16 protein-coding genes are annotated in these 14,063 nt (G+C 68.9%); 1 reads left to right on the top strand and 15 read right to left on the bottom strand.

All coding sequences use genetic code 11. The annotated features are described in order from the left end of the window. The first annotated feature begins 5 nt into the window (after window positions 1-5). Window positions 6-1,031 (top strand): AraC family transcriptional regulator, encoded by a 1,026-nt coding sequence (locus ACWDOP_RS23525; protein ID WP_456346785.1) that lies wholly within the window; start codon window positions 6-8, stop codon window positions 1,029-1,031. A 1-nt stretch (window position 1,032) separates the two neighbouring features. On the opposite strand, the gene ACWDOP_RS23520 is transcribed toward ACWDOP_RS23525, so the two are convergent. The 15 genes from ACWDOP_RS23520 to ACWDOP_RS23450 form a co-directional block, all read right to left on the bottom strand. After that, on the bottom strand, window positions 1,033-1,845 hold the full coding sequence (locus tag ACWDOP_RS23520; protein ID WP_456346784.1) for a nuclear transport factor 2 family protein: 813 nt from the start codon (window positions 1,843-1,845) through the stop codon (window positions 1,033-1,035). 103 nt (window positions 1,846-1,948) lie between these two features. Continuing rightward, window positions 1,949-2,608: a hypothetical protein gene (locus ACWDOP_RS23515; protein WP_456346783.1), complete on the bottom strand. Its 660-nt coding sequence runs from the start codon at window positions 2,606-2,608 to the stop codon at window positions 1,949-1,951. A 25-nt stretch (window positions 2,609-2,633) separates the two neighbouring features. Further along, window positions 2,634-3,590, bottom strand: coding sequence for an MlaD family protein (locus tag ACWDOP_RS23510; RefSeq protein WP_456346782.1), 957 nt, complete (start codon window positions 3,588-3,590; stop codon window positions 2,634-2,636). After that, window positions 3,587-4,651, bottom strand: coding sequence for an MlaD family protein (locus ACWDOP_RS23505; protein WP_456346781.1), 1,065 nt, complete (start codon window positions 4,649-4,651; stop codon window positions 3,587-3,589). The genes ACWDOP_RS23510 and ACWDOP_RS23505 overlap by 4 nt, the downstream gene beginning before the upstream one ends. Beyond that, entirely contained in the window at window positions 4,648-5,730 is a 1,083-nt protein-coding gene (locus ACWDOP_RS23500) for an MlaD family protein (protein ID WP_456346780.1), read from the bottom strand. The genes ACWDOP_RS23505 and ACWDOP_RS23500 overlap by 4 nt, the downstream gene beginning before the upstream one ends. Beyond that, window positions 5,730-6,761 carry an MlaD family protein gene (locus ACWDOP_RS23495; protein ID WP_456346779.1) on the bottom strand — a complete coding sequence of 344 codons (1,032 nt, stop codon included), beginning with the start codon at window positions 6,759-6,761 and terminating at the stop codon, window positions 5,730-5,732. Before ACWDOP_RS23495 ends, ACWDOP_RS23500 begins: the two co-directional genes overlap by 1 nt. Beyond that, complete coding sequence (locus tag ACWDOP_RS23490; RefSeq protein WP_454205447.1) at window positions 6,749-7,747, bottom strand: MlaD family protein; 999 nt, start codon at window positions 7,745-7,747, stop codon at window positions 6,749-6,751. The genes ACWDOP_RS23495 and ACWDOP_RS23490 overlap by 13 nt, the downstream gene beginning before the upstream one ends. Beyond that, on the bottom strand, window positions 7,744-8,772 hold the full coding sequence (locus ACWDOP_RS23485; protein ID WP_456346778.1) for an MlaD family protein: 1,029 nt from the start codon (window positions 8,770-8,772) through the stop codon (window positions 7,744-7,746). The genes ACWDOP_RS23490 and ACWDOP_RS23485 overlap by 4 nt, the downstream gene beginning before the upstream one ends. 2 nt (window positions 8,773-8,774) lie before the next feature. Continuing rightward, entirely contained in the window at window positions 8,775-9,638 is an 864-nt protein-coding gene (locus tag ACWDOP_RS23480; protein WP_456346777.1) for an ABC transporter permease, read from the bottom strand. Then, window positions 9,638-10,489 carry an ABC transporter permease gene (locus ACWDOP_RS23475; RefSeq protein WP_454205450.1) on the bottom strand — a complete coding sequence of 284 codons (852 nt, stop codon included), beginning with the start codon at window positions 10,487-10,489 and terminating at the stop codon, window positions 9,638-9,640. Before ACWDOP_RS23475 ends, ACWDOP_RS23480 begins: the two co-directional genes overlap by 1 nt. A gap of 481 nt (window positions 10,490-10,970) precedes the next feature. Further along, entirely contained in the window at window positions 10,971-11,297 is a 327-nt protein-coding gene (gene mnhG, locus ACWDOP_RS23470; protein ID WP_454205451.1) for a monovalent cation/H(+) antiporter subunit G, read from the bottom strand. Further along, a complete protein-coding gene (locus ACWDOP_RS23465) occupies window positions 11,294-11,557 on the bottom strand; it encodes a monovalent cation/H+ antiporter complex subunit F (protein ID WP_456346776.1) in 264 nt (87 codons plus the stop codon). Before ACWDOP_RS23465 ends, mnhG begins: the two co-directional genes overlap by 4 nt. 4 nt (window positions 11,558-11,561) lie before the next feature. Next, entirely contained in the window at window positions 11,562-12,086 is a 525-nt protein-coding gene (locus ACWDOP_RS23460; protein ID WP_456346775.1) for a Na+/H+ antiporter subunit E, read from the bottom strand. Further along, window positions 12,073-13,677: a Na+/H+ antiporter subunit D gene (locus ACWDOP_RS23455; RefSeq protein ID WP_456346774.1), complete on the bottom strand. Its 1,605-nt coding sequence runs from the start codon at window positions 13,675-13,677 to the stop codon at window positions 12,073-12,075. Before ACWDOP_RS23455 ends, ACWDOP_RS23460 begins: the two co-directional genes overlap by 14 nt. Then, window positions 13,674-14,057, bottom strand: a complete 384-nt coding sequence (locus tag ACWDOP_RS23450; protein WP_454205455.1) for a Na(+)/H(+) antiporter subunit C — start codon at window positions 14,055-14,057, stop codon at window positions 13,674-13,676. Before ACWDOP_RS23450 ends, ACWDOP_RS23455 begins: the two co-directional genes overlap by 4 nt. Window positions 14,058-14,063 lie beyond the last annotated feature (6 nt).

The following is a 14,063-nucleotide window of genomic DNA, read 5'->3' as shown; positions in this document are numbered from 1 at the left end:
ACGACATGTCGGTCATTCGATCCGCCGGATTGCGCGGATTCCGCGCCACGGTCGCCGAGCTCGGCGGCGATCCCGAGGAGCTCGCCACCCTGTGCGGGCTGCCGATCCAGGCCCTGGACACCGATGATCTGCTGGTCCCGGACCAGGCGGTCGGCGCGGTCATGGAGCTGGCCGCCCATCGGCTGCACTGCCCGGATCTGGGTCTGCGCATCTCCCTGCGCCAGGATCTGGACATGCTCGGCCCGCTGGCGCTGGCCATCCGCAACTCGCCCACCCTGGCCGACGTCCTGGAATGCACCTCGCGCTACCTGTTCGTGCACGCGCGCTCGCTCAGTCTCACCATGGAACCGGACCCGTACGGCGATCGCGGGGTCATCGCGCTGCGCTACACCGTCACCGAGCCCGGTCTGCCCATCCCCGTCCAGGGCACCGATGTCGGACTGGCCTTCGTGCACCACACGATCGCGCGGCTCGCCGAACCGCGCTACGGCCTGCGCTCGGTCGAACTGCCGTACCGGCCCGCCGCCCCGATCGCGGTGTACGAGGAATTCTTCGGCGCCCCGGTACGGATCGAGCGGCCGGTGGCGCTGCTGCGGGTGCCCGCGTCACTGGCCACCCGGGCGCTCTCGGGCGGCGACGAGAATCTGCACCAGCTCGCCATGGCCTTCCTGTCCCGCCAGTCCGGCGGCGCCGCCGCGGCGCTCACGCCGCGGGTGCGGACCACGCTGCAGAAGCTGCTCGGCACCGCCGCGCCCGAAATCGACGCTGTCGCAAGGCTGCTCACGCTGCACCCGCGCACGCTACAGCGCCGGCTAGCGGCCGAGGGCACCTCGTTCGCGACCCTGCTCGACGAGGTGCGGCGCGCGGAGGCGCGGCGCTATCTGACCACCACCGACATTCCCATGAGCCAGGTGGCCTCGCTGGTCGGGCTCTCCGAACAGTCGACCTTCACGCGCTGCTGCCGGCGCTGGTGGGGCGCGACGCCATCGGCGATCCGGCGCGAGAGCGCCGCCCGGGACCAGCCCGCCTGACTCACAGCTGCCGGCTCGGCACGAACACCTGGACGCCGGTGATCCGCGCGCCGCGCTCGGTGAAATCGAGCTGCGCGATGCCCCGGCCCTCCCGGGTCTCCACGGTGGCCGTGACGTTGCGACCGGCAGCCAGCGGCTTGCTCCAGCGCAGGCCCTTGGCACGAAGGGTGAAGTCCTCCAGCGACATTCGCTCGTCGCTCGCCCACGACAGCTGCGGCACCGGCGCCAGCGCCGCGTGCGCGCCCGCGACCTCGCCCCGGCCGATGGCGTCCAGCAGCCGGGCCGCGGCCTGCTTGCCGGCCTTGCCGACGCTGCTCATGCCCTTCATGAAAGCCAGTGCGCCGCCGACACCCTGGTTGCTCACCAACTGCGGCCCGAGCTTGGCGCCGGCCAGCAGACCCTGCGCGCCCGAGCCCATCAGCTGGGCGATCATGCCCGGCAGTTCCCAATGCGCGCGCAGCGCACGGATCTTCAGCGCACCGTCCACCTCGGCCAGGTCGTAGCGCAGGTGCATGGGCACGTGCAGGGTGACCCCGGTCGACATCGTGGTGGCGATGGTGAGATCCCGGAAGACGGTCATGCCGCAGACGACATCGTTGGTGACGTCGAAGGCGATGCCGTTGGGCGCGATGAAGGTGTCGTAGAAGCGCTCGATGGCCGCGCGGCCGATGTGCGGGCGCGAACCCACCGGATCCTCGACGCTGCCGTTGTCGGCGAACAGGCCGACCCAGGCGGCCCGGTCGTGCACCCCCACCGCCTGCGGTGAGGCTTCGACGGTCGCCAGCAGTTCGGCGGCAGTGGGATTCGCGGGCACGGTTCCTCCAGGTGATCGGCAAGCGCGCGCGATGATACCGGCCGCCCCGTACCCGGGTCTCGGGAACGAGAGCGGACGTGTGCGGCGTTACTCCGCCCGTTCGCTACTGGCTCGGCACCAGATTTCCGCCCACGTTCGTGATCTTCCAGTCCTGGGACGGATCGACGGTGACGTTGTAGGTGACGGTGGTCTGCACACCGTCCGGGTTCTGCGCGTTGGTCGAGGTGACGTTGAGGAAGACGTTCACCTGGTAGATCCCGTTGTCGTGGGCCGAGACCTTGGCCGCGACCGGGGTGGCGCTCGAGGTCCACTTCAGCGGAACCAGGATCTCCTGCAGCTTCGGCGCGGTGGCGTCGAACTTGGCGGCCAGCGGGGCGGTCGTGTTGGCCTTGAGCCGCCCGTTCCAGGTGGTCAGATCGGTGAAGTCGATGTTCGAGGCGCCCACCGCGTAGTCGGTCGCGACCTGTTCGGCGTGCCGGGTGTCGGCCGCCGCGGCCTCGTTCGAGGCCAGGTCGTGCCGCGCCGACAGCCACAGCGCGCTGGTGGCGACCAGCGCGCCGATCAGCAGCACCGCCGCCGCGGCCAGGCCGAGGGTGGAAACCTTGAGCTGCAAGGTTTTCGGCGCACCGGCCGCCGGTGTGGCGGGGGACGCCGGTGCGGCGGCCGCCTTGCCGAGATCGACAGGCGACGCGGTGGCGCCCGCGGAGGCCACCGACTCGGAATCGCCGGGGCCGGTGCCCTTCGGGTCGGTGTCCTGGGACATCCGCGTTCTCCTTCTTCGGGTACTGCTACTTGACGTTGACCCACACCCGCACCGAGCTCTCGCCGGTGGCGGCGAGCGCCTGCGAGATCAGGGCGCTGATATCGAGCTGCGGGCCGGTGGTGCGCGCGGCGTCCGCGAGCGGTTGCAGCTGCGGTGCGAGGCTGTTCAGTTCGGGACCGGCCTGCCGCAACCATTCGGTGAGCTTCGCCAGGAAGGGCGCCAGACCATTGCTGTCCACGTAGGACTGCGGTCCGGGGGTCTGGTCGACCAGTCTACCGACCGCGTTGACCAGCTCTTCCAGCGACCGAGTGAACTGCACCAACGCGGGTGCGGCAGCCGCCGTGGCCGCGCCGATACCGTCCATGTTCGAGGCCGCGGCCTGGAAGCTGTTCAGTAGCTGGGCAATCTTCGGCTCCCGGCTCATGATCGCCGAAGCCAGCAGGTCACCGGCGCGCGTGAGCTGGGGCATCACGCTCTCGGTGCCCTCGAACGCCGCGCCCAGGGTGCTCGCCAGCGAGGCCGCGACCTTCGGGTCGAGCTGGTTCATGACCTGGTTGACCAGGCGCGAGACCTCGGGAATCGAGAGCGGGGACTTGATGGTGGCCGTGTCCAGGCGCTGGCCGTCGCGCAGATACGGCCCGTTTCCGGTCTTCGGCCGGATCTCCACGTACGGTTCACCCAGCGCCGAAAGCTGTTCGATGCTGATGACGCTGTCGGTCGGTACGCGACGATCGGCGTCGACCCGGAAGCCGACCTCGACCCCCGCGGCCGTGCCCTCCACCGAGGTGATCTGCCCGACCCGCATACCGGTCAGCAGAATCGGCGAACCGACGCTGAGCCCACCGGAATTCGCCAGCACCATGGAGGCGTGGGTGAACTCGGCGAACGGATCCGCCCGCACCACACCGAAGGTCAGATAGCTCGCGCCGACCACGGTGACCGCGGCGATGCCCCCGAGCGAGGCCAGCGATCCCCACTTCATCGCACCGCTCCGATCATGCGCAGGGTCGACACGATACTGCCGACCTGGTCGTCCTTGGACACCGAATCCACCCGCACGCCGGTCACATTCACCTTCGGGCCGCGTTCCACGAAGGGAATCAGCTTGTCCCGCAACAGCGCGACCAACAGCGAGAGGTTCGAGGGCACCGAGGTGTCGAGCGGGCTGCCCGAAATCGCCAGCGGCACGAAGGCTTGCGCGGCGCCGTCGGCGGCGGTGACCACCGGCGTCAGCCACGGCAGCGCGCCGCCGATCTGTCCCAGCGCGGTGAAGATCTGCGCCACACCGCGAATGGACTCGGTGGCGCCGGTCATGGCGTCCACCGACTGCTGACTCAACTCGTGATCGAGGAAGCCGACCCCGTCGTGCAGCACCTGGGCGTTGGTGGCCAGGCCCGCGAGCAGCGAGTCGATCGCGTCCAGGTTCGCCGCCAGATCCTCGGCGTTGGCGGCCGCGTTCTGCGCGATGCGCTTGGTCTCGTTCGGATCCGCGGGCAGCACCGTGTTGAAGCGATTGATGATGTCCTGCAACTGATTCACCGCCCCGCCCTGGGTGAAGGCGGCCAGCGCGGCCATGGTGTCCTCCAGCTGTACCGGCGGGCGGGTGCGCTCCTGGGCGATGGTGCCGCCGTCGGCGAGCAGCTGCCCGAAGCCGTCGGTCGGCGTGGTCAGGGCCAGGTGGATGTCGCCGAGCACGGTGTTCTGCCGCAGTTCTGCGACGGTGGTCGCGGGCAGCCGCACATCGGTCGAGATGTCGGCGTCCACCACCACGTAGCCGCCGCGACCGCCACCCGCGCGCACCGAATCCACCACGCGCACACCGGCGACCGATCCGACCTGCGCGCCGTTGGCGATGACCTTGGCGCGGGCGGGCAGATTGAGCACGTTGGCGAACTCGATGTGCACCCGATAGGTGGGGCCCGAGACCGTGGTGCCGGGTACCGGCACCGACGACGGATCGAAGGCACAGCCGCCGGCACCGGCCAGCAGCCCGGCGGACAGGATCGCGGCGCCGGCGCGGCGCCGCCAAGTTCGAATCGTCATCGCGCACCTGCCATGTCGAGCACCAGCGGCACCAGCGGCACGTTCACCATGCCGTCGGCGGAATTCGTGCACGCGCCCGGGGTCAGGGCGTTCACCGCGGCGCACACCTGATCGGCCTCGGGCACGGGGAGCGCCGCGCGCGGGGAGCCGTAGGCGACGCCGTCGCCCATGAGCGAGCGCGCGGCATCGGTCAGCACGGGAAGTTTGAGCATGATCTCCGAGAGCGACCCGACGTTGGCGCGCAGCAACCGCACCAGCGGCAGGGTGTCGTCCAGGGCGCGCATGATGGGATCACCGGCGATGGTGATCAGGTCGTTGAGCATCGGCAGCGCCTGACCGAGGCTGTCGATCAATTCCGCACCGGGACCGAGCAATTCGGTGCTCGCGTTGTTCAGCGCGGGCGCCAGGCGCAGCAGCATGGACCGCAGATCGCCCCAGTGCTGCTCGACCTTCGCACCGACCGAGGCGAAGGCGTCGAAGATGCCCGCCAGATGCCCGATGTCGGCGTCGGGCGCGGCCAGGGCCGACCCGAGCTTCTTGACGATCTCGTTGATCTGCGGACCGGCCCCGGCGGTCGCGGTGTCGAGCCCGGCCAGACCGTGCTCGAGCGCGTTCGGGGACTCCGCGGCCTGCAACTGCGCCGACAGATCCGCGATCGCGGACAGCGTCTCGGTGATGCTCTTGGGCGTCAGCGTCTTGTCGATGCACCGGCTCGAATCCCACTGCGCCGCATTCTTACCGCTGAACAACACCGCCAGATTGCGATCCGCGACGATGGAGTCGGCGACCGTGGTGGCCGCGGCGTCGGCGTACACCGGATACTTCGCGTCCACCGAGAAGGCAACTTTGACCTTGGCGCCCTCGGCGGCGATGGAATCCACCGTGCCCACCGCGATGCCGCGCATGGTCACCTTGTTGCCCACGTACAGCCCGACCGCGTCCGGCATGAGGGCGCAATAGGATTGGGTCTTCTTCATCGGGTCGAAGTAGACGAAGTAGCCGACCGTGGCCAGCACCGCCACCAGGACCGCGCCCGCGACCGACATGAACGCCTGCGAGCCGAGCATGCGTTTGAACATCAGCAGTCCTTTCCGGGCACCGGCACGCACACCGGCGGCACGGTCACCGTCTGCTGGGACCCGTCGACGTGCACGCCGTCCTCGGGGATCACCAGTTCGGCGAACCTGTGCTGCAGACTCTGCGCGGCGGCCAGCGTCGGCTCGAAACGCGTTCCCAGCTCTTCGAGTTGGGTGATCGCGTCGGTCAGCTTGGTCTGCAGCGACTCGTCCCAGGCGGGTTGCGCGCCGGCCAGCCGGGCGACCACGCCGCCGAGCAGGCGCAGCGCCTCGGACATCTCGCTGTGCTTGGCCTCGAGCACGGTGACGAGCAGGTTCGCGTTGTCCATGAGTCTGCCGAGATCGGTCTTCGCGCCGTCGTACATGGTCACGTACTCGTCGGCCACCGCGACCGCGTTGGACACCTGGGTGCGCTGGCGCTCGAGCATGTCCACGTAGGTGCCGACGGTCGACAGCGTGGTGCGCAGACTCTCCGGCGCGGCCTCGAAGGAATCGCCGAGCGCGGCGAGATTGCGGTTGAGGCTGTTGCCGTCCAGTGCGGCGAGCGGGGCCGCGGCGTCCTGGAAGGTCTGAACCAGGCTGTAGGGCAGGCGAACTCGGTCCGCGGGAATCGCCGACGACCCCAGCGCCCGGTCCCCCGCCGGGAACACGGCCACGTAGTGACCGCCGACGATGGTGAGCATGCGGATGTCCAGCGACGTCTGATCACCAAGGAACACATCGGAATCCACGGTGAAGGTCATGACGACGCGATCGGGCTTCAACTCCAGCGTCTTCACTTCCCCGACCGAGATGCCGGCGATGCGCACGTCGTCCCCGACCTTCACCGACTGGGCCTCGGACAGCTCCGCGGTGTAGGTCTGTTTGCCGAACGGCACCACGAACAGCACACCGACCGCGACCAGCGCCGCGACCAGCAGGACCGCGCCGATCACGCCGCGGCGCAGTTCGCGCCGCTTGCGGGTGCCGTCGTCGATGACCATGTCCCCGCGCCGCAGCGCCTCGCGCAGGCGCTCGAGACTCATCCGTTGCATATCGCCACCCGCTGTCCCGAGATCAGCACCTGCACCAGCTCCGGCAGTTCGGCATTGCCCTTGGCGCACACCGGCTTCCAGCCGGTGGCGTTCGCGGGGGCCGCGGCGTCCGCCGCCGTCAGCACCGCGGGCAGCCGGCCGAACACCTCGACCGCCTCGCGGGCGTCGGGGAAGATCTGCCGGATCAGCGCGTCCACGTCGTTTCCGCTGCTGATACCGAGCGTGCGCAGCAGACTGTCGATGGGGCCCAGGACCGACGGCGCGGTCATGGCGAACTGCGCGAGCCCGCCGATGTTGGCCTGCAGCGCCTCGAAGATGTCGCTGAGCCGCGCCAGCAGCGGCACCAGGTAGTGGATGCGGCCGCTGAGCCGATCGTCCAGATCGGACATGTTGCGGATCAGCGTGCCGATGACCTGCTGCCGGTTCTCCACGTGGGCGGCGAGCTTGCCGATGGCATCCATGGCCGGGCCGATGCCGCTGCCGTCGCCCTCGATCAGCGCGACCATGCTGGCGCTGAACTGATTGATGGACTCCGGGGAAATGGTGGCCAGCACCGGCTTCAGGCCGTTGAACAGGCTGGTCACGTCGAAGGACGGCACGGTGCGATCGGTGCCGATCCGGGAGTCCGCGGCCAGGCGGGTCCCGGGCGCCGGCTGCTGCTGCAGATCGATGTACCGCTGCCCCGTGAGGTTCTGGTAGCGAATGGCCAGCTTGCTGTTGTCGTAGATCGGGGCGTCGGTCTTGACCGAGAGCCGCACCAGCGCCTGCGCGCCGGCGAGTTCGATCTCCTTGATCTTGCCGACCTGCACGCCGTACATGCGCACGTCGTCGCCGACCTTGAGGCCGTTGGCGTCGGTGAACAGGGCCTCGTGGTTCTCGGTCTCCCCCGAGACCGGCCGGGAGATGGCCGTGAGCACCAGGCTGAGCACCACCCCGATCACCGCGGCGAACAGGCCCAGCCGCCAGGCCGCACCCTTGACCGTCATCGCACACCTCCCAGCAGCGGCACCGCGACGGCGGGCACGCCGTGCAGATCGACCTCGAGATTCAGCACCGGCCCCTGCCCGTCGTCGGGCATCGCCGCGTGCAACCGCTGCAGCAGCGTGCGCAGCTCGGCCGCGGATTGCTGTGGGCGCGGCAGCATCTGGGCCAGCATGGTCAGCACCGGCGCGAGCATGTCGGTGAGACCGGACAATTCGGTGCCCGCGGTGCCGAGCGTGCCCGCCAGCGTGGGCAGCAGCTGCTGGGTGACGATCGCCAGGCCCGCGTCGTACTCCGCCCGATTGCTCTGCAGGCGCTGCATGCTCAGGATCATGTCCACCGCCTGGACGGTCGCGCCGGCGAACCGGCCGCCGCCGTCGAAGGCCGGGCCCAGCTCACCCACCAGCCGCGACAGCGGCATCGTCTGGTTGTCCGCGACCGTGCGGGTCGCGGTGATGAGCGCCTGCGCCAGCGGCATGAGCGCCTCGGTGTCGGCCGCGGCCTGCGCGATGACCGAGGCCATCTGCGGGGTCAGCACCGAATCGCCGACCCGCGAGGCACTGCGCAGGATCGAGCCCATGGTGGCGTCGTAGACGTCGCTCGCCTTGGCGCCGGTCAGATCGATGAGCGCACCCGCGCGCAGCGGAGCGCCACCGGGACCGCGCCGCAGGTCGATCTCGCTGATGCCGAACAGATTCGCGGGCGCGTAGTCCACCCGCAGGCTGTCGTCGAGCCCGAACAGCTTGGCGTCGTCCAGGCGCAGTTCGATGCGCTGGGTGCCGTGCCGGTCCGGGGTGATGTCGGTGACCTCGCCGACGAGCACGCCGTTCGAGCGCACCTCGGTGCCCACGAGCACGCCGTCGCCGATCTGCTCGGTGCGCAGCGTGACCGCAAGGCCCACTTCGGCTTTCTGTGCGCGGTACAGCGCCCAGCTCGCGGCGACCGCGAGCACCAGCGCCACCGCGATGGCTCCGACGGCCATGGATCGCTTGCGATCCACGGCGACGCCGGGCATTCCGTAATTCGGCATCCCTACCCCGTGAACGTGATGGCCGAGTTGAATCCCCACAGCACGAGCGAGAGCACCATGTCCAGGGCGATGATCGCCACCGAACTCGCGCGCACCGCTTTACCCGAGGCGATGCCCACACCCTCGGGACCGCCGGTGGCGAAGAACCCGTAGTAGCAGTGGATCAGGATCACGACGACGGCGAAGATGGCCACCTTCACCACCGCCGCGATCACATCGAAGCCGGAGACGAACTGGAAGAAGTAATGGTCGTACACGCCCGCCGACGACCCGTGCACCAGCGTGATGAGCCCGCGGCAGGACAGGTACGACAGGATGAGCGCGATGAGGAAGGTCGGCACGATCGCGACCGCGCCCGCCAGCACGCGGGTGGTCACCACGAACGGCACCGAGCGCAGGCCCAGCGATTCGATCGCGTCGATCTCCTCGGAGATGCGCATCGAGCCGATCTCGGCGGTCATGCGGCAGCCCGCCTGCGCGGCGAACCCGATGGCGGCGGCGATGGGCGCGAGTTCGCGCGTGGTGGCGTAGGCCGAGACCAGGCCGGTCACCGGGCCCATGCCGAGCATGTCCAGGGTCGCGAAGGATTCCACGGCCACCGAGGCGCCCATGACCATGCCGAGCACGATCATCATCGGCACGGTCCCGCCGCCGACGATGATCGAGCCGCGGCCCCAGGTCATGTTGGTGATGGCCCGCATGGTCTCGTCGCGATACCGCTTGAGCGTCAACGGAATCGACGAGAGCACCTGCCAGACGAAGGCGAGCACGAAGCCCAGGCCCTCGACGCGGCGTAGCAGCAGTCCCCGGCGGTGGTAGAAGCGCGCGGCCCAGTGCAGTCCCTTCGGGACGTAGGTCGCGGACATCAGGCCAGCCTCGTGGGCAGGAACATGGCGGTGATCTGCGTGGCGACCAGGTTCACGGTCACGATGGAGACCACCGAGAGCACGACGGCCGCGTTCACCGCGTCGGCGACCCCGCGCGGGCCGCCCTTGGCCTCGAGCCCGCGCTGGCAGGCGATGATCACCACGATGAAGCCGAAGATGACGGCCTTGAACAGCGAGATCCACACGTCGGCGGTGGTGGTGAAGGAGCCGAAGGTGGCCCAGTAACTACCCGGGGTCACGTTCTGCCCGCCGATGGCGACCACGTACCCGGCCAGCACGCCGACGAAGATGATGAGCACGTTCAGCAGCGGCGCGACCACCAGCATGGCCACCATGCGCGGGATGACCAGGCGATGAATCGGGCTGATACCCATGGTGTTCAGCGCGTCGATCTCCTCGCGGATGGTCCGCGCCCCGAGATCCGCGGCCAGGGCCGCCGCGCCCGCGCCGCCCAGCAGGAAGCCGGTGGCCAGGGGCGCGCCCTGCTTGATGACCCCGAGGCCGCCGGTCGCGCCGAGCAGCGAGTCCGCGCCCAGGGTGTGGATGAGGTTGCCCACCTGCACCGAGACGATCACGCCGAACGGGATCGCCATCAGGATGGCCGGAATCGCGGTGACCGTGACCAGTCGCCACGCCTGCAGGATGGCTTCCTTCCACTGGAACTTCCCGCGCGCGATATCGCTGAAGGTGCCGGTCACCGCTTCCTGGGCGATGCCCGCGGCCCGGCCGAAGGTGCGCAGCGACGCGACCGCGGTGCCGGAGAAGTTGTCGCGCACGATGCGAGCGGCGGAGGTCTTGCGTACGCGCTCGCCCGGCAGGGTCCGGGTCATCCTCGGACCGAAGTTCTCGAAGACCCCGCGGAACGGTGCGGGACTGCTGCGGCGAGACGTCGGAGCCGACGCCGGGTGACGAGGTTCAAATCTTCTTCTCCGTGATCGGCAACACTGCCTGCCATCAAAGCTAATGGTTACGCCCGGTTACAACAAATCGGCTCGAGGTGTGATGCAGACCTCTAAGTTACCGACCAGTACCCCTGGCTACATTCCCGCTCAGTGGACATTTCCGCGATGTGACCTGGGATTCTGCAACGTGTTATCAGACCGGAATGGCTATGAACGGGGTCGAAAACGCTCGCGGGGCGAACTCCCCGCGCACCCGCTTCGGGGCGTCCAGCCATACCAAACCGCGAAGGTAGTGAACTGGCAGCTATCCAGAATCGGGCCGCCGGATCGGGTGCGGGCAGCGCGCGGTTCGCACCGAACCGCGCGCGGTTCACAGACGGAACGCGTCGACCGCCCGAACGCGTGAGTCCTACTCGCCGGACCTGTCGACCGGCCGCAACTCGCCGCGATTCGTGTTCTCGCGGTACGCCGTTCGGCCGAGCAGATGGCCGATCACCGGCGCGGTGAGCATGGTGAAGGGGATGACCAGGATGATCATCCACATGTCGCGATTGTCGCGAATCTCGATCGCGGTGCCGGACAGCACCAGCACCAGACCCACGACCTGCGGCTTACTGGCCGCGTGCATGCGCATGAGGGAGTCGGGAAAGCGGACGATGCCGATCGCCGCGGTCAGCGCGAGCACCGAACCCGACAGGATCAGGATCGCCGAGAGCCAGGTCAGCAGGGTCGTCATCGGTCGTCACGCACCCGGAAACGCGTGACCGCCGCCGAACCGAGGAAGCCGACCAGGGACAGCGCGACGATCGCGGGCACCACGGTGGTGTTGCGGCTGAACGCCGCGTAGGTCGCCAGCCCGCAGGACGCGATGGCCATGAGCGAGTCGATGCCCAGCACCCGGTCCAGGGTCGAGGGACCCGCCAGAATGCGGTAGCTGGTGATGATGGCCGCGGCGACGAGTAACACCGCGGCAATGACAGCGACTACGGGTGCCATCGGATCACTTCCTCACCGGTCGGGGAATCGGGCGCTCGAACGAGGCGATGAGCATCTGTTCGACCCGCAGCGCCTGGGTGTAGAAGCTGCGCACCGTCGCCGGACTGACGTCCAGGACATGGACCTCGGCGACGCACGCCTTACGATCCAGTTCCAGCACCATCGTGCCGGGAATCAGGTTCATGACATCGGCCCACAGCACCAGTACCAGGTCCGAGTCGGTGGTCAGGCCGATCCGCAGCACGCCGGAAACCGGTGGCGGCGAAGGCCGGATCGCGTACCAGGCCACCTGCGCGCTGGACAGCAGCGCGTAATACGTACTGACGGCGATCAATTCGATCAGCGGCAGCAGGCGCAGCCGTCCCGAGACCGGCAGTCGCGGCAGCGGCAGCCCGTAGACGATCACGACGCCGATCACCAGTCCCGCAAGGAGATTGGCGACGGTCAGATCGCCCCACAGCGCCGTGTAGACCACCGCGAGCCAGCCGATCAGGCCGATCCGGATGACGCTCGAACTATCGATCCGCATCGGCGTCACCTCCCAGCACCGCAGTGATGTAGACCGCGGGATCGTGCAGATCGGAGGCGGCGCGATCGGCGATGCCGAGGATCGGGCCGGCGAAGATCGTCAGGCTCAGGCTCACCGCGACCAGCGCACCGGTCGACAACACCATCAGCGCCGGAATCCGGCCGGGATCCACGCGATCGTCCCAGCTGACGTCGGTGCTGTCCTCGATGAGCGTGGGGGTCCTGGCCGCCGCGAGATGACCCTCCGGGGCCTGGGATCGCGGGCGCCAGAACGCCTTCGACCACATGCGCGCGACCACGTAGAGCGTGAGCAGGCTGGTGACCACCGAACCGCCGACCAGCACCCAGGCCAGCACGCTGCCGTCCAGCACACCCGCGCGCAGCAGCGCGACCTTGCCAATGAAGCCCGAGAAGGGCGGAATGCCACCGAGATTCAGCGCCGGGATCAGGAACAGCACGGCCAGCACCGGGCTCGCCGCGGCCAGTCCGCCGAGCCGGCGCAGCGAGGTGGAACCGCCCTGCCGCTCGATCAGACCGGCCACCAGGAACAGGGCCGTCTGCACCAGAATGTGGTGCGCGACGTAGTAGACCGCGCCGGCCAGACCGGCCTGCGAGGTCAGCCCGATACCGAAGACCATGTAGCCGATATGGCTGACCAGCGTGAAGGACAGCACCCGGCGAATGTCGTTCTGCGCGATGGCGCCCAGGATGCCGACCAGCATGGTGAGCAGACCGCTCACCATGAGCAGCGCGTTCAGCCCGCCGTCGGGGAACCACAGCGTGTAGGTGCGGATGATCGCGTAGACGCCGACCTTGGTGAGGAGACCGGCGAACACGGCGGTCACCGGCGCGGGCGCGGTGGGGTAGGAGTCCGGCAGCCAGTTCGACAGCGGGAAGATCGCGGCCTTGACGCCGAAGGCCACCAGCAGCACCGCGAAGGCCGCGGTGCGAATGCCCTCGGGCACCACGCCCGTGCGCTCGGCGATCTGCGCCATGTTCAGCGTGCCGACCGTCGCGTAGATGAGCGCGATGCCGATCAGGAAGATCAGCGAGGACAGCATGGACACGAGCACGTAGGTGACGCCCGCGCGAATGCGCTCGGTGGTCGCGCCCACGGTGAGCAGCACGTAGGAGGCGGCCAGCAGAATCTCGAAGCCGACGTACAGGTTGAACAGGTCGCCGGCCAGGAAGGCGCCCGAGATGCCCGCCGTCAGAATGAGATACGTGGGCCGGTAGATCGAGGTGGGCTGATCGTCACCGCTGTCGCGCAGGCGCTGGCCGGAGCCGTACAGCGAGACCGACAGCAGCACGATCGCCGAGACCAGCAGCATGGCCGCCGATAGTCGATCCACCACGAGCGTGATGCCGATCGGGAAGTCCCAGCCGCCGACCTGCAGGGCGACGGTGCCGTGCTGATCGGCGAGCATCAGCAGCAGCGCGCTGATGACGACCTGGGCGGTCAGGGCCGAGAGCATCACGGCGCGTTGCAGATTGGGCATGCGGCCGAAGACCAGGGTGGCGGCCGCGGCGAGCAGCGGCACCAGCACCGGGAGCGGCGCCAGTACGCGGATGAGGTCCGGTGACACGGTCAATCTTCCGGGTCCTCTCCCTCGCGCCGGGCGGCGACCTCGGCGTCGGCCTCGTCGACCTGGACGTCATCGGTCGTGGTGAGCATGTACGCGCGATAGGACAGCGCGAGCACGAACGCCGCCAGGCCCATGGTGATGACGATCGAGGTGAGCACCATGGCCTGGGCCAGCGGATCGGCCATCTCGGTGTCGGTGGCATCGGTGTAGCCGCGGATGGGCGGCGCGCCGTCCGGCCCGCCGACCGCCAGCAGCAGCAGGTTCACCGCGTTGCCGACCAGGATCATGCCCAGCAGCATCTTGGAGATGGCGCGTTCCAGGATGAGGTAGACCCCGCAGGCGGTCAGCACGCCGATCAGGATCAGCAGGGTCAGGTTGGCGCTCATCGGATT

It is taken from the genome of Nocardia sp. NPDC003693 (assembly GCF_053981095.1).
This window is presented reverse-complemented; position numbering and strand designations above follow the sequence as displayed.